This window comes from Nostoc sp. NMS9 (assembly GCF_017114995.1).
In the GTDB taxonomy this organism is placed as follows: Bacteria; Cyanobacteriota; Cyanobacteriia; order Cyanobacteriales; family Nostocaceae; genus Nostoc.
Window position 1 is genome coordinate 1 of record NZ_JABXKL010000053.1, and the last position, 19,486, is coordinate 19,486.

Consider the following 19,486-nt stretch of genomic DNA (forward strand, 5'->3'; position numbering starts at 1 on the left):
TAGGAGATGGATTAGCCCTTGTTACAGGAATATTAGAAATTGTTGGAGGTGGCGGCGCAGCATCTGGGGGTGGAACTTTATGTGTAACAGGTGTTGGCTGTATTGTCGGTGCCCCTGCTGTGGCTGGAGGAGTGGCTTTAGGACTACATGGCTCTGCTACATCTTCTTCTGCTTTAACCAGTATTGCTGCTCGGTTGGGGGTGGTTTTTCATAGTTCGAGTGAAAATAGTGGAAATAACGAGCAACAACCTCCAAGGCAACAGAGAGAAGTTTATGATGAACAAGGGAAGCGTTGGACAGAAGCTGATGTCAGTGGCCAAACCGGAACATGGAATAAAGGAACCTATGAGAATCCAGAAGCATCTTTGCTCGAACATTTTAAGAAGCATGGTCGAGAAGTAGATGCAAAAGATCCGCTTCATTATCTTAGAAAGGCAGAAGGATTTAAAGGAAACGCAAGGAAACGATCTAGGAAAACAGCAGTGGAAGGCGGAACTCCTGGAGTGATGCGCTACAGTAAAAACGGTCTCTATATAGATATGACCCCAAATAATCAAATAATTTCTTTTGGCGCTACTAATAATTAAAATTTTGAAATAAATCAGAGGATTATATGATTAATTCTATTTTCCAAGAACAAGAAAAGTTAATGTTAAAATATACTCAACAATGGTTAAAAATTGGTTTAAAAACAGAACAAATTGATTATCAAAAAATCAAAACAGAGGTGAACGCTATCTATAGTTTATTTGGAATTAAACAGCCTGAAGTTGTATTAGTTAGTAGTCCCTATGAAGCTTTAAAAAAATTAGTTCAATTAGATGAATTAAGCAAAAAAATAGGTCAGCCTTTAGAAAAATTGGTTCATAAACAAATAAGTTTGTCAAAATTACAAATAAAAGTTCAATTGGATGAAGAATTATGGTTTTTCATCAGAAGAAAGTTATTAAGTGAACTTATTGATTTATTTTTGGATAAATTAGAAATACCTTTTTGGAATTTTTTAGAAGAAGAATTAGAGACAGAACTTGGTAATAAATGGGATCAATTAATTAGTTTATTATGGATTGAAAAAAAACTTCAACCTCACAATGAGTGGGAGCCATCTACGGAACTTTATTGTAACAGCTTTTCTTCATGGGCAAACATTAGTGAAGCTTGTATATGTGACTTTTGTATATCAGTTTTAAACTGTGAGCATAATCCTGAAGAATGGAAAATCTTAAAAAACTTAATAAATTATTGCGGTTGGATTTTTCCTTATGAAAATGTATGCCTTGTATCTAGTCGACCTAGCATTATTAGATTGGATGAACAAAATAATTTTCATGGAGAAGGTGTTCCTGCTATTCAGTTTACTGATGGCTTCAGTGTCTATGCAAATCACGGAACAATATTGCTTTTAGAATAAACTTTTATATAAACATTTAATTTATCAAGTTAAACACTGGGCATTTCAGGCAGGACAATCCCTTGGAGATGGGCTAGCACTTGCTACAGGAATCATAGAAATTATCACGGGTGGTGGTGCTGCTGCTGGGGGTGCCAGCTTGTGTACAACAGTATTAGCTTGTCTTGCTGGCGTTCCTGCTATGGTAGGAGGATTAGCTTTAGGACTACATGGCTTTGCGACATCTTCTTCTGCTTTAAGCAGTATTGCTGCACGATTGAGGATTGTTTTTCATAGTTCGAGTGAGAATAGTGGAAATAGCGGTAAACGGCCAGCTGATTTACCTTCTCATAAAAAAGTCTCCTATGAATGGGAACATATTTATGAAGGACATTGGGAAGAAACTCCAGAAAAAATAAGAGGTAAAAATACAGTATTTTGGGGATTGACTAAAGAGCAAATACAAAAAGTAGTCAAAGGTGCATACAAAAATGTTGACCAAAAATTAAAAACTCAAGGTGAGAGAATACTAGTTAGAGGAAAATTTGAAAAATGGACAGTTGAAATGTGGATAAACAAAGATACAAAAATAGTTGAAACAGCTTACCCTATTAATTGACCTTTCATTGGAACAATTATTAAACTTAATAATCTACACTAGTTAAAATAGTAGCATTTATGACTTTTTTAAGTATAAGTATTGATACTACAAGCTACAGATTTGAAGAACAAGTAAAACGAGGTGGAAATATCCTCTGTAATTTCTATCTGGAAGTTAATGAAATTTATTTTCCTGATAATCCTTGGCTAGATTTCCCAGTCATTGTTTTAAAATGGTGGATAGATAACTGTATTTTACTTATAAATACTGATGGAGAGATTGATAATAGTTTTATGAACGGACCCTATGAGTTTATAACAGTGAAAAATCAAGATAGTATTAAATTAAGTTTTCGGAAACGCTCTCTCAACAATTTTGATGATATAGCTACCCCTGTTGAAATTCCTTTTTCTACTTATCGACAAGCTTTGCTTCAAGCTGCGGATATTTTGATAAATGCTCTTGAGCAGTATTCTGTATCAGGGCGTGAATTAGATAAACTGAAAGCATCAGTTAACTTATTCCGCAGTTCTGACGTTTAGCAGGGTGCGGTCTTGCTTGAAGTGAGGAATATCCTTAAGTCCTGTTGAAGGTAGCAGCACTGCCGGACATGCGAGGTCTAAACATGGTGTATCCGATCAAGCCCAAGCTAATATTTTAAATAACTCTGAGCGAATATTTAGTGGAAAAAATACTAGATTTTCTTTATTAACAGCCTCTAAATCCACTGATTTTACAAATCATAAAGTATTTTTATTTGCTATGAAAAAGGATATTTACGAATGCTAAACTTACCACTTTGGAAAAAATGCTTACTGATAATTTCTGATAAATTTATAGATACTATCAATAACGTGGCGATAAATAAAATGGATAGACTAAGCTACGGGTATCGGGACTATTTTTCGGTTGATATTGAATAATAATATTCACTTTGCCCCGCACAGGGTCGGCGTCAGCACGCACATCTTTTAAAATAATGCGCGGTTCCCACATCTCCAAAGCTTCTTCCACGTACAGGCGAATCAGCAACAAAGTTTGGGTGTTAAGCGGTTCAAAAACCAACTCCGACAAGCGCGAACCAAAATTCGGTCGATAAACTCGTTCGCCCAAACTCGTTCGGAGAATAATAACGATAGATTCCTCAATATTTGGCTCTGCTGCACTAAGTTGGATTCCTCCCTGCACGTTTACCAGTATGGGGAAAGCAATTCCTGCGCCAATGTAGTCAGTTGCTTGCGGCATATTTATATAATTTATTTCAATTGAGGTTTCACTACGTAATCCGATTCTGTGCCTTATCCACCAATTACCACAGTTGAACAGCCGCTCACAATATTATTCGGCGGACCAAATGCTTCAATAATCGTATCTCCCATGCGACACGCAGGTAGTCCATTAATCAATACTGTGCTACTACCGTTAATGACTACACCAGGGCCATGTGGCGGTTCAGGTGTAACGCATTGATGAATATCTGCTCCGCCTGCACTGCTCTTAATGAGACTGCTTATAGTACTACTAGCATTAGATGCGTTGATAGCACGAGCTTGGTTTGATGCAGCTACAGGTACTCCCCGCCATGCTGGCAAGCTGCCGATAAGTACATTAGAGCTACCTGGTCCCCCAGTTAAGACGGGTGGTAAGGGATGTGCTACCCCATCAGAAATTCTTGCTGCTGGTCTACTCATAATGTTACTTAGTTAAGTTTAATCATGGCACCGTTAATACTGATGGTGCCGCTAGCTTTAATATCAATATTGCCTTGCGCGTTAATATTGAGATTCCCACTGGAATTTATACTTGTACTTGAAGTAGTATCATCTAGTCGAAATGACTGACCACCACTAGTCTTAATTTCCACAAATTTCCCTTTGTCATCCAAGCGAATTTTGTGATGCCCGATAGTTTCGATTTCGATATATTGCTCAGTGTCGTTATACCGTAGCCAATGCCCAGAACCAGTCCCCGTCTGGACATAGTACCCTCGCTTTTCCGAGCCTTTGTCTTCATCAACGAACCATTCTTTGTGTCCATAACGGGTTTGGGAACCACGCACGCGAACGCCACTATCCGCAACGGTGTCTTCAATACTTCTTGGAGTAGGATCTTTTCCATTCCATACTCCACCGATAATATAAGGACGATGAATATCCCCGTGTTCAAAGCAAACAAGGACTTCATCGTTGACCTCTGGCATCCAATAAATGCCTCGACCAGCACCACCACCAGGTGCAACTAGCCTTGCCCAGTTACTGGTATGTTCTTCAGTCAGAGTGGGAAATTTCACTTTTACCCGACCCAACCCATTAGGGTCTTCGTTATCAGTGACAATACCAACTAAGAATGTTTGTCCGGGTTGCAGTTGCATGTGGGACATCGAGGAAGTAAGCGCGTTTAGACCCCGCGAACCGCGAACTCCAAACTCTGTGCTGTAAACGCCATCGCAAAAAAGATGGCGCGTCTCGGTAATGTAGTATTTACCGGTGTGCTGCCCCATACTTTCTAATTTAACAATGCGTCCTGGTCGAATCTTAGTGTTACCCTCGCATTTACCATAAGCTTCAACAAATTTTCCCCCTAGCTCATTACACAGAGAGTCAGTGGCTGCACGACATGCTTCTAAATTGTTCAAAGGTACGACTATTTGCGATGTTACAGTTTTACCATTTATTAACTTCTCGTTTATGTGGGAACCAAGTCCGTGGTCTGTTTCGGTAGGTATCTTTGCTACCCGAGCTTTATGCTTATCTGTTTTTTTCTCTTTGTAGTTCCAACATTTCCCTTCAACTTCTTTTACCTGCGTTGCACTATCAACACTTACCCGAAAGCTATGCAAATCCTTCAACCATTGAAGAGTTAATTCTTCATTATCAGGCTTTGGTTTACGAAAGTAGAGTTTCCCGTCTCGAATAAATAGTTCAAAACCAATAAGCGCCGCACGATAATATAAAAACTCTATATTTGTCTGATTTGATTGAAAAATGTATTCATGAACAATTCGAGAATCATCTACAATTCCTAGAGTTACACCAACTTCTTCTGCAATTTTTTTGACAATATCGCTATCGGTCATGTTTTGAAAAGAGCAGCTATAACATCCTCGAAATAACAAATGCAATTTATCAAAGCCACGAATTATTATGGGTGCTTGAGACTTATTATTGAAACCTGTTTCAATAGCGGTAATTTCTCCTTGAAAAATTTGATTGGGATTTTCCTGATTAAAATCCTGCGATTGTGTTGTACTAGAAGTAAAGCCAATTGTTACTTGTGTACCAATTTGGCATAAATCTTTGTACCGCCAAGTTGTATCTTGGTCGCGTCCTGGATAGTAATCATTTTTAATTACTATGCTAAAGCTTCCAGGTGAGGATAGGCTTTCTTCGACACAAACTTGGATGATATCAGTCATCAAGGTTTCAGGAGCAGGTTGACCGTTAAAATTTAATTTTGGTAGGGCACGATAATTAGTCATAAAATACCAATAGAAATACTAAGTAACTCACTGTTCAATAGTAATAACTTTCATGAAAAAGCCAACAATATTTTGAATTCTATTATTATGAGCTTTTAAATAAAGATTTTTGATTTCGACGTTCATCTGGGCTGGGATTACGTGCAGCAACTGCTTCATTAGGTTTCGGCTCATCTGCTTCTTTCAAACTCAAACTATCAATTACAGCACGGACTGGTGTTCCATCAGGAAGGAACATAGTTAGCTTATAGCTGAGTTTTTCGACAAAACAGCGACGCAAATATATCTGATTTCCCCAGATAAATTGATAAATAGGAGTACGTTGTTTTCCGGGAGCAAATTCAACCGTCTGTTTAAAACTATCAATATACTTTTTAACAACATCTGTACCATTCTCATAAGTATCAAACATAATATTAGTTATAGTAATTTTATAAGCCTTAATATTAGAAAAGCTTACCTTTGGCTTGCCTTTATCTTGAGTACGTGCTCCAGCATTTTCAGAGGTTTCAACTACTCCATCAAATGATAGCTGGGCAGGATTGAACATAAATTCAATGTTGCTAACTCCATCTTGTGATATCAGGGCGGCTTTTGTGAGATTCATAATTACATCCGAAAAATTAAAAAACTAAAATCAATAATAATTTAAAGCATAAATCTATATAAAGACTCATTCCCGTCTCTCATTTTTTTTAAATTTAAACGGTGTTTGATAAGTGCATAAACCTCTTGGGCAAGTATCGATATTTTACTATCTAACAAGAAAACATCATTATAATTTCCAGCTATTTTACTGTCGTCAGAGATGCTACGTACTTCTGTAGTTGTCCAGTTTCCGGTTGAATATCGCGGATATGCCTTCCAAAAGTTCTGGTTCCATGAATTATGGATACTCGTACCTGGATATAGTTGTGTTTTATGATTTAGTTTTAACCTGTGACACAAAGTAATGTAAACTTGGTAAATAAGCATTTCCATTTCGTCTTCGCTTATTAAATAATTAGAAGTGTTGACTTCTGCTCTCTCTAAGTTTATTGTCTGCTCTTGTGAAACAGATAAAGAAGGATTACAGAGTTCTATCAAGGAAGTTTGAGTTGTCGTGCTATCACTCGCAGAGAGTATGGCAAATTCCTCTTCATTAGTCTGACTGCTATTTACTCCGGGCGAAGGAATATTTTCTCCTAATAACTCGGTAATATTTGACCAGATATATGGCGTGTTATTAGACCTTTGTTCCGGGTTTAATATCAGTTGAAAATCGTCAACTTTTTCATGTGTAAATGTATTAGTCGATTCCTGATTATTTCCATCGCTAAAATTAGCTAATGTCAATAAGTTCCAATTGTTTAAAAGTTGAATTGACTGATTTGTATTTGATAAAATAGGTAATGGCATATTTTCCACTGAATCCCTAGACGTGTGATTAAGTAATTCAGCAATACTCTGCCATTCTTCAGAAATATTTTGATTGTCTATATGCATAATTTCTGATGAAGATTTATCGTTTGATATATGTGTTTTACTTGGTTCACCTTCAATAGAAGCATTTAAAGCTACAAAAGAAGATAAGCTGCTACGGTTGATGGAATGCACCGTCTTAGTTAACCACAATGATAGAAGAGTTGGTAGATTTGTATCGTTCTTATTAGTATCTGGACTAGATAATTCGGTGCTATTATTAGTAGATACGTCAAGCATCTTTTCCTGATTTTTCACGTCAGATGAAAAAACCAATCCAACATCTAGCCCTCTAGCTCTCTTCTTTAGTAGGGAAGGAGAAAAATTAAAAGCATCTTCTTTTGTAGGGGAGAGGTTTTCCAGATTATCTGAAAATGCAGGTATGTTTTCAGCGTTACTTGTTAGTTGGTTTTTTATCTGATTCTCAGATAATCTTGTGATTTCTTCAGTTGGAAGGAATGTATTGAAGAATTCAGCTACAAGTTCCGATAATTGAAAATCAGAGTAATTAAGCAGCGGTAAGGATTGGCTTAAGAATTGGATATAGTAGGGATTTAAATTTTGCCAAGGAGATGCGATAATTGCAGCTTTATCCTTAAATTTTTCTAGCTTCTGAGGATGTGCAGTAGTACCTTCTTTTGCTATCGACTTTGTATTATCTATGATTGTATTTGGGAGCAAGATAGATCCTGTTATTTCTTGATTTGGTACTAGCTGCGTGGAGATAGGAAGTTTTAAATTTAGTTTTTCTTTAATTTGAATTGAGTTACTAACAGTATTTTCAGCATCACTTCGCGTCAAAGTGCTTTGCTCTGCTGTAGATGCTATTTGTTCAAAAGTGCTTGGCGTTTCTTCTATTTGCAATTGTGATTCAATTGTAATAGAACTATTTACAATCAAGTCTGTGTCTTGGGATGGTAGTGTAGGCAGATTATTGGATTGAGGTTTAAGTTTAACTAACTCTACATCTGTTGAAGTAGAAGTTTTTTCTTCAGATACTAATTCTAGTTGTTCTGGAGTAATCGGAATCGCTTCTGTCTCAATTTGAGATTTAACTGCTACTGACTCAATATCAGTAGAACTGAAAGTACTCGCTTGTGATGCAGGATTTAACGGTATTTGCGGTTTGTACAGCCTTTGTGGTTCAGATGGAATTGACTGTGTATCCGGAATTTTAGATGAAATTTCTGCCGGACTGAAAGTAGTACGATCAAAGGGAACTTCTACTTGTGGTTGAGTAGATAGTTTTGCTTCTACTTCAGACTGGGTTTTTACAATATCAGATGTAAAACTGAGTTGTGTAGAAGTTGCTAAAGTTGCCTTGGTTTCTAATTGTGGTGCGATCGCTATTGATTGTGCAACATCTTCCCTAAAGGCGATAGTATCAGATAGAGGCTGCGATCGCTGCAAGGGTTCAGTAACCAATGGTTCTGATTCCAGTGGGGGCGGGGCGGATGTAATATCCAAAGAAACGGAGACAAAACTGGAATGCTTGGGTTCGTCGCCATCACTTGATATAACTGGCTGTACGCTAAATAGAGTTGTTTTTACCTCTGTTTGTGGTTGAACGGCAGTGAGTCCGGCTTCTGAATGCGCTGAGGGATTTTCACTTTCTTCCAAATTGGCTAAAGAAATATCCAAATTTAGATTGTTGGTTCTTTCAGTGTGGGCAGTAGACTCATTTTTTTCGATTGAACCAGCGAATGGAGAACTCAGAGTGCCTTCTGGAGATAAAGAATGGGGATTAGCGGCGGCTGGGGACTGAGAGGATTTAATGGGGGATTCAGGCGATCGGACTCTCGCTTCAGATATGCGATCGCTGCGACTAGTTGACGTAAAATCGGATTTCAACAAGTCTGATGGTTCTATTACTAATTCATCAGATTGAACGACGATCGCATCAATATCTACCGTTTTTGAGGGTTCAGTGATTGAGTCAGTGAAATTCTCTACTTCGTTTAAGGGTTCGTAGGTATTTGTCGATTTTGGTAAAATTGATGGCGTTGGTTCATTAACTATTTCGGAACGCGTTTGAAGGGTATTCGCATCTGTATCTATCTTTGTTTGTGATTCTGCGATCGCTGTAAAAAGATTATCAAGCGGTTCCGTGCTTTCTTCGCTTCGTGGCGATACTAATTGTGAATTGTTAACAACTGATAAGTTTATTTCTTCCCATTTAGAGATATTTTGAACTAGTGTTTTTATATTTTCTGTCGGTTCTTTCGCTACAGACTTTGGCAACAAAGCTGTTTCGGGATTTGGAATTTCCTGAATTTGAACAGTAGGTGGAGTTTTTGGAGGATACGAATTGAATGGTGTTACTGCGGTTGATTCAATACTTTTAGTCTGTATATTTTCGGTAATATCTCCAGCTTCTGATACAATTTCAGTTACCAGATTTGAGCCGAGTAAATCAGATTTATAGGTTATGGGTTTTGGTAGCTCTAAAACCTTTGGTAAAACGATATTTTCGTAAACAACAGATGCTTCTACTGCTTGAGGTGGAGTATTTGAGTCAATACTTACACAATTGTTTATATCATCGTTGTTACTAGTGGTGACAACATTATTTTTATTAACTAAATTATCAAACTTTGACCAATTTAGTACAGCATCATTGCCATCAGTAAAGGAATTTTGTAATAAAGAAACCCAAAAATCAATTAATTCAAAGTTTTGTCCTAAAGGTGGCAAATGATGACCTAAAGGTAACGGTGGGGATAGTGGTGGAAATTTTGCTCCAAGCGGTTTTTGGATCGCAGGGGTGTTAATCAACATAAATCCCTGATATTTCTGGTGTTAGCCTGACTATAAAATACTTATAAGTTATGCGAAATAAGCTAATGAGTCACGTTCTTTCAGATTAGCGGCACCCCCTCCTTGTGACTTTGTTACTTTCAATCCCTCATAGGTTAATGTCAATTCTTCTATTGCTACCGTATTTGCCGAGGCTTGCAATGCAGGTGCTTTCCAAGCAACAGGTATAGCAGCAAGTAAAGTCCAACACTGCATGGTTTCACCTGCTTGGTTGAAAAGCAGAATATTAATATTGCGGCGCTGCTTTTTGGTACTAATCAGTATCTGATTTACCCAATTCCAAAAGCTCAAATCATCAGTCATACCACGTTTAAGAGTCACATCGGAAAACTCTGCTTGTCCTAAAATAACTCGCTGTTGATCGTTGACGCCACCTTCCAAATATTTTTCTTTTTTAATCGTTACACCCAGCCCCGAACACTCACTAAATGATGCCGCAATGTTACTTTCAATTTCTACATAAAAGCGATTAGCCGTAACATAGTTCAATTCATAAGTTGTACTGTTGTTTCTTCCCATACGGATTAAACCTATAGTTAAAATTTACTACGCTGATTTTGATAATCGCTTTGAATCAATTCATAAACCTTATTACTTAGCTTTTGCAGTAATATTGGGTTTTGCAATACTTTTTCTACTAGTTCTGATATCTTTTTGTCGCTATCAGCCATATTATTAATTTAATTATTATTGAGCTTCCGTACAGGTACTAGTCCGACTTCATTAAGCAAAAATTGTGCTTCATCTGTTAGCATGATCTCAGCAAAACTCTTTCCAGACTGCGAACGAGTTTCATCATTAGGATAGGCAACTGCCATTGAGTAAGCAAAGGGATAGCGTTTTGAATTGAAAGCTTCGACATTTGGTTGATAGCTTCCTTTGTCATTGCATAAATCAATCTTTGGATTAATATCTGAACCATCGGTTTGTACTAAAGCTTGTACCTCCTGACCTTTCTCACCAACACTTAGAGGATAAACTGAACATTGTCCATAGATTTTTCTCAGTAGTCCAAAGCCTATATCACCACTGCGTTTACTTGGATCTTCAGTTTCAAAATCGCCCAGGACATCTCCCAATGTTTTTAGCGTTTCTTTTTTGATAATTTTCCCTTCTTTAATTAATTGATTAAATTTTTGCTTTTGTTGTGGATAATTATCAAAAACTATTTCCCGAAATTCCTTGATTGCTTCTTCTTCTACAGGTATATATAATTTTACTGGTAAGTTTGGTAAGTTATAATTTAATTGTTTCCAGTTGTTTATTTCTCCACTGTAAAGCTTTCGTAATTGCTCAAAACTAATTTTCCCTTTTAAGGCTTCAGGAAAACTTCCTTCTCTTTTAGCATCACTAAATGCGACAAAAATCACAATGCCTTCATAGGCAATTGGTTGTAGCTTGAAATTTGCTTTTTCGAGATGCTTATCAATGTCAGCTACTATATTTGCGATCAAAAAATCTACTTTTTTTGCTTTAACTTTTTGAATAGCAAGGTCAATAAATGGTTCGGGTTTGTATCGAAGCTGTAATTGCATACCACGAGTGTCAAGTTCTTGATTGATTTTTTTACCCACAGATACTAAACCTGGTGTTGTCATCAAATAATTCCATGTACCTTCTGAACTGGAAGTGCTATAAGTAAATATACCTGATGGGACATTTTTTGATTCTGCAATACAACAAGTATAAGAATTATTATTCGATAAATTCATTAGTTCAGGTATTTTACCTTTTGATATCGAGTTAACAACTTGCCAGAGAAATATGCCGCCAAAACCAAAAAGCAATCCAACCAGGATCATGAATAATCTTAGATTCTTTGAATTATGTAATTTTCTGCTTTGATAGTTATCAATCTCTATACTTAATGGTTTACTAGTTTGTAGCTCTGTAGGTGATGTTAATAGCGCGTGACGAGCATCATCAGCATTCAGAAAAGGAGCATCAAGTCCGATTAAACGATGAATTATTCTTTTGAGCGTAATATCTTCTTCGATACTAGACCAATTTTGTTCGTTCTTAGGGTCGAGTGGCTGCCCATAAATTAGGTCTTCAGTTGCTCCTTGCAACAAAAAAAAGCTAAGATATCCTAAATCTTTTAAATCTTTGTCTATTGAAGGACTAATTACTTTAGATGTCGGACTTTTAAATAGGTCTTCCCAAAGACTTAAATCGGATAGATAGATAAAAAATTGTTGGTTAGTTATGATACTTTGCTGGTCGGTTGCAACAATCAGTAAACTATCCAAACTGAGATTTCCATGCGGTAAGCCAAAGCACACCTCACCGTTGGGAAGGCGAATTCTCTGGTTGTGGAGAAACCAAAGCGTTTGCAGTACTTGTCCAATGACTTCACGTACTTGCATTGAAGTCATGGGACGCTGAACTTTCTCCAGATATTGCCTCAAAGTTATACTGTTGGCAATGGGTTCTGTGATAAAATAGCAACGCTTTTCATTCAAGGGTGCGATCGCGTCCCAAGCTGTCACCAAACGAAAGTCTTGTCCTCCTCCACTCTTGAGGTTAATACTAGTTACTAGTTCAAACTGCTCTTTCCGTTCTCGCGCTTCTTTCGGATTAAAGTCAGTATCTGGCAGTAAGTATTCCTTGATTACCACTGGTTTGTTATTGAGAACGTGCGTCGCACTGTACAACCGCACTCGCTCAAATTCCTGAATAGCACCATTGCTTTGGATTCGATACCTTCCTCTACGACCGCGAATATCTTCGTTTTTTTGCAGTGGTGGAATTGGATTGTGATGCGTAGAATTGGTAACAAATTGTCGAGAGATGTTGGAAATGATAGTTGTGTCAGGATTATCAGTATGCCTACTACTTTGTCCTTGCAGTTCAGACGATATGGAACTATGAGTAGGGGTAACAACTTGAGTATCGTTAGTTATTCCTACAGAATATTGTTCTTGGTTATCCTTTTTGAAAGGAACATCAATGTTGTGATATTCATTTTGGATTCGATTCATGACTATCCGAGAGATATTTTCAACCGGGTAGCGAACTAGAACTGAAGTTTCCCTGAACCGAAGACTAACCGTATTCACTAATTCCGTCAACTTCACTCTTATATCTCCAAATTTGAATATCAATCAATTAGATAAAGCTGCACTTTTACATTTGCTGACTAACGCTTGTAGTATCAACAGCTTGGTCTTGTAACTCATTAATCTGCCGATAAAATTGATACAAATAGTTGAGGTCGCAAGCGAAAAGACCTTCTATGACTGCTGGATTCACTTCTTCAAGTGCTCCTAGCCGCGTAATTACGCGAGATAGAATAATCACCGTCGCGTAAGCAGGATTGGATTTCACGCGAGGGTCACGCATTGGTACAATTTCATCCATTGCCTTTGCCAAACGCATTACTCCTATGCGGTGCAAATTACCATCAGCATCTAGATAGCCTTTGGGTAAAGTCAACTCAAACTCTGTTTGCAACATTGGGATTTACTGTTGGCGTGTAAAAGTTTCAACCGCGATTTCCATTTCTTCAATTGCGAATTCATTACCGTTGGCGCTAAAGTCAGAAGCGATATAGCTAACTGGCCAAGCTCCTCTAAACTGAAAAATTGCTTGTCCATTTCCAGCTTGGTCGTAAATGGTTAACGAACCATCGCGCAACTGTTTTGCCCAATTCCCTTCTTGAACGGCTTCAAACCATTTCCATAAAGTGGTAGATTCGGTTATGCCTCGACGCAAATTAATATTATTAGTCTTGACATTGCCAGGTATTTTTGTGCGAACCAGTTGACCAGCTTTTGCTTGACCCCAACGCCCAGGTGTTACCTCACAAATTTCTACAACATCTTGGGTGTGTTTGAAGCCTTTACATTCTAAGAAGTACCCATCAACTTGATCGGTACTTCCATCAAGTTTGATCTCGACATAAAAACGGCAGCTAGTTAAGATTTCAGAAGGTTTGCTCATTTGGTTTTATATCTCAATTGGTTTAGTAATCGGTAATTAGTATTAGAAAAAACTACTACTAATTACCCATATCCAATTGGTTACATGACGCGCTTAATGCCTTCGTGAACGAGAGTTAAAGTTTCATTTGCTACATCACTAGAACCAGCTTCGAGTTTAGGCCCTTCATACTTGGTGGGATAAGCATGAATCATTTCCCATCGGGCTTTCATTTCTCCGCTCTGGTCGTATACAGTCACCGAAGCAGCTTTGCGGTTCGATGACCAGTCGGACTTACCACCCTCATTTCGATTGCAAGCTTCATACCACTTGTATAGGTCAGTATTGGTAGTGGCAACAACTTTAACAGTCACTTGTTGAAACTTGGTGCGAGTCGGAGCAGCTTGACGCAAGTTCACAGCGCTTTTCCCCGAACCCAACACTTTATCGCCTCCGGCGGCTGGAGTTTCAGCACTTAACCCACCAACTTCAAGAATTTGTTTATCTGTTACACCGTCAGCTTCAAAATAAAATCTACAACTGACTAATAATTCATCTTGCTCTGCCATATCTCAAATTTCACTTTATTAATTTATGGATTGCTCATTGAAGCGCTATTACAAATTGACAATTTTAATAGCGCTATTATTCTTCGTCTTTACCAGTCCATTGACTGATACGGAACACAACAAATTCAGCAGGTCGGACTGGGCAAACACCAACTTCGACATACAACCGACCTAAAATCATAGTGTCAGGAGTATTGAGTGTCTCATCGCATTTAACGTAATATGCTAGTTCGGGAGTTGCTCCGTATAACGCACCCTCCCGCCAAAGGCGCTCCAAGAAGTTGCTGACAGTACGGCGCACGCGTGCCCACAAATCTTGGTCGTTTGGCTCGAATACGACCCACTGAGTACCCAGTTCAATTGATTTCTCGATATAGCTCATCAGACGGCGAACGTTTATGTAGCGCCACTCTGTCTTTTCTGGTTCGACAAGGGTTCTTGCACCCCAAATTTTTATTCCTCGACCGGGGAAAGTACGAATACAGTTAATACCTTGGGGATTTAATAATTCCTGCTCGCGGAAGTTGCAGTCGTAAGCCAAACCAATAACTCCACGTGGAGTTTCATTAGCTGGCGCTTTATAAACTCCTCGCGTTTCATCAGTGCGTGACCAGACACCCATCATATAACCACAAGGAGGTATGAGAATCGGCTTTCCTGCTTTGCGAGGATTGGGAACTTTAATCCAGGGATAGTAAAGAGCTGCAAACATCGAACGACGTTGGAAATCATTATGCAGCCAATTAACCACCTGTTGCGGCTTCATTTTATCTGGTGGTGTATCCAGAACCACCATGCGGTTGGGCGGATTGGGAGCAGAGTTTTCGCATAAGCTAATCAGTAACTCCATAATGCCGTGAACCTGGTCAAGGTTCAATAGCCCAGCTTGATAAGCCCGCATTAAATCCGGGCACGCAATCATCGTTACTTCATCAATCTCAAATAGTCCTTGGATGCCGCTACGTTCGTCGCGTTCGCCTCGCACGTATCGGGCCAAATTTTCTTGGGTGGGCAATACAGGAGGAAGACTGACTTCAAATTGACTGTCAATAGGACGACGTGCCAAAGGCAGCCCGCGTTCTGTCAAGTCGATAACATTAACAAATTGGGATTCTTCAAGGGCGGTAACTACATACTTTCCTACTTCAACATGAACGTTACGGTCCATTGTCAGGTTATCGAATCGTTCCAATTCTTCGTCATCCTGCTTGATACATACAGAAAAGAATTCTGCCGGTATGGGTGCTGGAGCATTGGGATCGCTAGGAGTATTAGTTTTTGGCTCGCTAGGTATGATTTCGACTTTGACTGAATCAATTTGTTCTTGTCCCTGCTTGAGCATGAACTGTAAAGACTGACGTTTGCCAGAAGTTTTTACAGTTAGCGCTGTTGTTTCCGGGCTAGGCTGAGTGGTTTCGGCTGCCGGTTTGGGCAGTTGAGTACCGATACTAACTACCCAACAGCGCGCGCCCCCATTTAAAAACCAACCATTTACGGTAAAAGGTAAATACGCATCGAAGTCGGTGAATCCATCGGAATTTTCCTTGGCAAAATACTCCAAGTACTGGTTCCAGCAGGTAACTAACATGGGCTTGCCGATTTCAGCACCGTTGCGTATTGACTCGGTAAAGCCAACGAAGGCTGCAATGTTTGTCTGTACTCCTTCGATTGGACGGCTACCGCGATCAACTTCCTCGACATATACGCCAGGGGCAAAGTAATCAAGTCTTGCCATATCTGCGTTTCCTTTACTTGGCACAAAGCCATCGCTACAGTATAAAAATAGTATATAAACTAACACTCAAATATAGTAACCTGTTGTTTATACGTAGTTTTGTTGAGATTAAGGCTAAGTAGGGATTCTAGCCTCCAGCGAATCGGAATATATTTGTGCAAGGCGATCGATCAAGGGCTGCATCTGCTGACACTCTTGCGGCAAGTAGTCGTTCGATGCGCTGCACCATGTCTTTGACGATTCTGCCAGTTGGCACTTTCTTACCAGCAAGTTCTACTACTTTTAACCACACTTCCTACTGTTCCTGGGGTTCAAGCTTTGTCATGGGTCGAACTTGCCCCTCTGCTGTCGGCAAAATGTCCACAACAACTGCCGCATCAACTAGCGCCTCGGTTGGGATCAAACTTTTCGATTCCCTTTTGTAAACCTAGTGTCCCTTCTTGGAGCAAATCGAGAAAATCTAAATTGTGATTCTGGTACTTTTTCGCAACAGAAACCACCAGGCGTAGATTAGCAGTCACCATTTTCTCTTTAGCTTTTTGACCTTGTTGAATGATTGATTGTACTTCAGCTTCGTTTTGACCAAGCAAGGCGGCTAATTCTCTTGCGGTTGGTTGGCGGTTTAGTTGAAGTGCGAGGCTTGAACGCTGTTCTTCAATCGCCATCATCTGCTGCACAAGCCGAGCATTTGTAATTTCTTGCTCAGGAGTTAGCAGAGGGTAGCGTCCGATTTCTTTGAGGTAGGAGCGCACTAAGTCGGTAGTTGGGTTGGGCATATTTTTAGTTTGAATAAAATCTTTTAGTTCAACAATTAGCTAACAACTTAAATCTTAACTATATACTTAACCCAATGTTTATCTTTATCAAATAAAGTTTATAACTATAATACTTGAAGTCTTCAAATAGGTAAATACTAAAAGCTGCTTTATTTTATAAATAACCTTGAAAATAATGAAGAAGTTTAACTGAGTTAAATTAAAGAGACGCTACGCTAATTTTAGAATGAAGTCCTCTCTTGAAGAGAGGATATGTTCAAATTCGCTTCACATTTGAACAAGGCTTAAAAACGCTTTGCGTAGACCAGATGAAAATTACAAATACTTAGTTGAGAAATAATCATGGATATGCAATCTCTACTCACCTTGGCAATCGTAGTTATCTTTTGGGCATTCGTTACTCTCGTTATGTTCCAGTTCATTAATGGACTATTTGTATCGGCTGATTACGCTAGTAATGTGGTTTCAGTTAGCAATGGAAATATAGCCGCTTCTACAATTCCATCAGTATCAGAAATAATCACACCACAACAAGTTCAGACTTTTGAAAAATTGCTAGATCCTTGGACATTAGAGGATGAAGTTGTTCATCGTACAAATAATGAAGCAGTTATTCTCTCATTCCCTACATTGAGATTACTGCCTCCAGTTAAAGAAATTTCGCCACAACCAAAACGTACTGCTCGTTCAAATAAAGCTAACAATGCTGCCAACAAGTCATCGAGAACTAAAAAGGCTGATGTAAATTCTTCAGACAAGCGCAAGCCAGGTAGACCACGTAAAGCTGGCTAATTCGCTTTTTAACCCTCGGCTGATCACCGAATAATAAATGTCTGAAAGTTTAAAAGCTCAAATGAGGCAAGTAATTGCCTGGCTGACGGTGGACGGCTGGTAACAATCACAGCCAATTGGTTCTCTCCCAATAATCCCACTTGGCGCGAGACTTTTGTTAGGTGGCAGGATTTTGCGCGAGTTCTACTGTCTGTTGGGGTCAACGGCAAAGTGTACTCGAAACATGGTACACAAATCGACACCAGAATTACGGTAATTGATAAAGTCCCGGCTGATAATCACAGGCAAATCCCCTGTATTCCCGAAACCTTGGACTTGCCCGAACTGCTGGCGTTGATTGAGCAATTACCTGAGCGATCTCCGTGGGAACGCTCAGAAAAAATCAAAGCTGCTGCGAAGGCAATTGTTGTTCAATTGCCAAAACGCTCTGTGGTAGCTCAAGCAGAAACACTTTCTTCAATTCCAGATGTGGTTATTCTGGAATACGAAGTCGTCGAATGGTCTGCTACAGAAGGACTCAAAGATACTTTATATGAAACCTATCGCCCACAACGAATCAGAATTAAAGATGCTTTACCTCATCCCTCGCTGCTTTGCGAAAGTGCAGCCCTAGCACTTGTCTCGCCACCACCACCAACTTATAAACCGCATCTCCCACGAAATATTATCACACAAGGCTTGTTGTCAGAGGCACAGCTTGAGAGCGTCATTTACGCAGGTCAAGCGCACTGTGAATTTCTGTCTGGGTCTTATATTGTGGATGATTCATGGGATAATGTGACTGTAGCAGCACAAAGCGAAGAAAATGCCGTAAAATTTCGGCGTGGCTGGTTTCTTGGCGATGGGACGGGTGTGGGGAAAGGAAGACAATGTGCAGGAATCATCCTCGACAACTGGTGTCAGGAACGAAGAAAAGCAATCTGGGTATCAAAGAGTGCTGCTCTTATTGAGGACGCACGTAGGGACTGGTGTGCTTTAGGAGGTGATGCAAAAGACATTATCGACCTCTCAAATATCAAGCTTGGCGACCCCATCCCTTTCACCCAACGCATTCTGTTCTGCACGTACTCTACTCTACGTTCTCAAAAGAATGGTAAAAGTCGGCTTAAGCAAATCGTTGAGTGGGCAGGCAAGGACTTTGAGGGAGCGATCGCATTTGATGAGTGTCACGCGATGGGTAACGCAATGGCGCAAGAGGGTAAACTGGGCATGGTTGCAGCATCCCAGCAAGGCATTGTTGGGCTGCGGTTGCAAAATGCTTTACCGCAGGCACGGGTTATCTACGTTTCTGCTACTGGAGCGACGAAGGTTTCTAACCTATCTTATGCAAATCGTCTTGGGCTTTGGCAGACTGGAGATTTCCCGTTTACCTCCCGTGAGGATTTTGTGGAATCCATTGAGGGCGGTGGTATTGCCGCGATGGAGGTTGTTGCTAGGGATTTGAAAGCATTGGGTCTGTATTTGGCGCGATCGCTTTCCTTCGATGGTGTGGAGTATGAGATGTTAGAAATCGAACTCACTCCTACTCAAGAACGTATCTATGACAGTTATGCAGACGCTTTTCAAATTATCCATAATAACTTGCATAAAGCTTTAGAAGCCTGTAACATCACTGGTGCGAAAACATACAATCGTGCTGCTAAAATGTCTGCCATGTCTCAGTTTGAATCGCATAAGCAAAGATTCTTCAATCATTTATTAACTAGCATGAAATGCCCACAGTTAATTAAAGCAATTGAGAATGATTTAGCCCAAGGCAATGCTGTTGTAATTCAAATAGTTTCCACCAATGAAGAATTACTCAAACGCCGACTCAATGAAATTGCACCCGAAGAATGGCAGGATTTGAACCTTGATTTAACACCACGAGAGTATGTTCTTGACTACTTAGCCCTCTTCTGTCACTTTCCGGTTATTCTGAATAAAAGAATAAAAAAAGAAAACCC

The 19,486-nt window shown here is 39.4% G+C and carries 20 protein-coding genes; 6 read left to right on the forward strand and 14 right to left on the reverse strand.

The window, feature by feature from the left end:
- The 4 genes from HWQ40_RS16360 to HWQ40_RS16375 form a co-directional block, all read left to right on the forward strand.
- The coding region (locus HWQ40_RS16360) for a hypothetical protein (protein ID WP_292779576.1) at nucleotides 1-587 on the forward strand (587 nt) is incomplete at its 5' end.
- Nucleotides 588-613: 26 nt separating this feature from the next.
- Complete coding sequence (locus HWQ40_RS16365; RefSeq protein ID WP_292779578.1) at nucleotides 614-1,411, forward strand: DUF6745 domain-containing protein; 798 nt, start codon at nucleotides 614-616, stop codon at nucleotides 1,409-1,411.
- A 139-nt stretch (nucleotides 1,412-1,550) separates the two neighbouring features.
- On the forward strand, nucleotides 1,551-2,009 hold the full coding sequence (locus HWQ40_RS16370; RefSeq protein ID WP_292779580.1) for a hypothetical protein: 459 nt from the start codon (nucleotides 1,551-1,553) through the stop codon (nucleotides 2,007-2,009).
- A 59-nt stretch (nucleotides 2,010-2,068) separates the two neighbouring features.
- A complete protein-coding gene (locus HWQ40_RS16375; RefSeq protein WP_292779582.1) occupies nucleotides 2,069-2,533 on the forward strand; it encodes a hypothetical protein in 465 nt (154 codons plus the stop codon).
- Between the two features lie 304 nt (nucleotides 2,534-2,837).
- Here the strand turns inward: HWQ40_RS16375 and HWQ40_RS16380 are convergent, their stop codons facing one another.
- The 14 genes from HWQ40_RS16380 to HWQ40_RS16445 all read right to left on the reverse strand — a co-directional run bounded on the left by HWQ40_RS16380 (nucleotide 2,838) and on the right by HWQ40_RS16445 (nucleotide 16,748).
- On the reverse strand, nucleotides 2,838-3,236 hold the full coding sequence (locus HWQ40_RS16380; RefSeq protein WP_292779584.1) for a GPW/gp25 family protein: 399 nt from the start codon (nucleotides 3,234-3,236) through the stop codon (nucleotides 2,838-2,840).
- Nucleotides 3,237-3,289: 53 nt separating this feature from the next.
- Nucleotides 3,290-3,682 (reverse strand): PAAR domain-containing protein, encoded by a 393-nt coding sequence (locus tag HWQ40_RS16385; protein WP_292779586.1) that lies wholly within the window; start codon nucleotides 3,680-3,682, stop codon nucleotides 3,290-3,292.
- An 8-nt stretch (nucleotides 3,683-3,690) separates the two neighbouring features.
- Nucleotides 3,691-5,469, reverse strand: coding sequence for a VgrG-related protein (locus HWQ40_RS16390; protein WP_292779588.1), 1,779 nt, complete (start codon nucleotides 5,467-5,469; stop codon nucleotides 3,691-3,693).
- 85 nt (nucleotides 5,470-5,554) lie between these two features.
- Nucleotides 5,555-6,076, reverse strand: coding sequence for a hypothetical protein (locus tag HWQ40_RS16395; RefSeq protein ID WP_292779590.1), 522 nt, complete (start codon nucleotides 6,074-6,076; stop codon nucleotides 5,555-5,557).
- Nucleotides 6,077-6,117: 41 nt separating this feature from the next.
- Nucleotides 6,118-9,708 (reverse strand): hypothetical protein, encoded by a 3,591-nt coding sequence (locus HWQ40_RS16400; RefSeq protein WP_292779592.1) that lies wholly within the window; start codon nucleotides 9,706-9,708, stop codon nucleotides 6,118-6,120.
- A 48-nt stretch (nucleotides 9,709-9,756) separates the two neighbouring features.
- Nucleotides 9,757-10,266 carry a phage tail protein gene (locus HWQ40_RS16405; protein WP_292779594.1) on the reverse strand — a complete coding sequence of 170 codons (510 nt, stop codon included), beginning with the start codon at nucleotides 10,264-10,266 and terminating at the stop codon, nucleotides 9,757-9,759.
- A gap of 17 nt (nucleotides 10,267-10,283) precedes the next feature.
- The gene (locus tag HWQ40_RS16410; RefSeq protein ID WP_292779596.1) at nucleotides 10,284-10,418 is read right to left on the reverse strand and encodes a hypothetical protein; all 135 of its coding nucleotides are present in this window, start codon (nucleotides 10,416-10,418) and stop codon (nucleotides 10,284-10,286) included.
- A 9-nt stretch (nucleotides 10,419-10,427) separates the two neighbouring features.
- On the reverse strand, nucleotides 10,428-12,728 hold the full coding sequence (locus tag HWQ40_RS16415; protein WP_292779597.1) for a substrate-binding domain-containing protein: 2,301 nt from the start codon (nucleotides 12,726-12,728) through the stop codon (nucleotides 10,428-10,430).
- Nucleotides 12,729-12,873: 145 nt separating this feature from the next.
- Nucleotides 12,874-13,203, reverse strand: a complete 330-nt coding sequence (locus HWQ40_RS16420; protein ID WP_292779598.1) for a hypothetical protein — start codon at nucleotides 13,201-13,203, stop codon at nucleotides 12,874-12,876.
- 6 nt (nucleotides 13,204-13,209) lie between these two features.
- Nucleotides 13,210-13,689: a phage tail protein gene (locus tag HWQ40_RS16425; RefSeq protein WP_292779599.1), complete on the reverse strand. Its 480-nt coding sequence runs from the start codon at nucleotides 13,687-13,689 to the stop codon at nucleotides 13,210-13,212.
- A gap of 80 nt (nucleotides 13,690-13,769) precedes the next feature.
- Complete coding sequence (locus tag HWQ40_RS16430) at nucleotides 13,770-14,237, reverse strand: phage tail protein (RefSeq protein WP_292779600.1); 468 nt, start codon at nucleotides 14,235-14,237, stop codon at nucleotides 13,770-13,772.
- 76 nt (nucleotides 14,238-14,313) lie between these two features.
- Nucleotides 14,314-15,972, reverse strand: a complete 1,659-nt coding sequence (locus HWQ40_RS16435; protein WP_292779602.1) for a phage tail sheath C-terminal domain-containing protein — start codon at nucleotides 15,970-15,972, stop codon at nucleotides 14,314-14,316.
- 127 nt (nucleotides 15,973-16,099) lie between these two features.
- On the reverse strand, nucleotides 16,100-16,264 hold the full coding sequence (locus HWQ40_RS16440; RefSeq protein WP_292779607.1) for a hypothetical protein: 165 nt from the start codon (nucleotides 16,262-16,264) through the stop codon (nucleotides 16,100-16,102).
- An 85-nt stretch (nucleotides 16,265-16,349) separates the two neighbouring features.
- Nucleotides 16,350-16,748: a sigma-70 factor domain-containing protein gene (locus tag HWQ40_RS16445; RefSeq protein WP_366933998.1), complete on the reverse strand. Its 399-nt coding sequence runs from the start codon at nucleotides 16,746-16,748 to the stop codon at nucleotides 16,350-16,352.
- Between the two features lie 342 nt (nucleotides 16,749-17,090).
- Here HWQ40_RS16445 and HWQ40_RS16450 point away from each other — a divergent pair, with 342 nt between their 5' ends.
- Complete coding sequence (locus HWQ40_RS16450) at nucleotides 17,091-17,540, forward strand: hypothetical protein (protein WP_292779604.1); 450 nt, start codon at nucleotides 17,091-17,093, stop codon at nucleotides 17,538-17,540.
- A 210-nt stretch (nucleotides 17,541-17,750) separates the two neighbouring features.
- On the forward strand, nucleotides 17,751-19,486 hold a 1,736-nt coding region (locus HWQ40_RS16455), incomplete at its 3' end, for a strawberry notch family protein (RefSeq protein ID WP_292779605.1).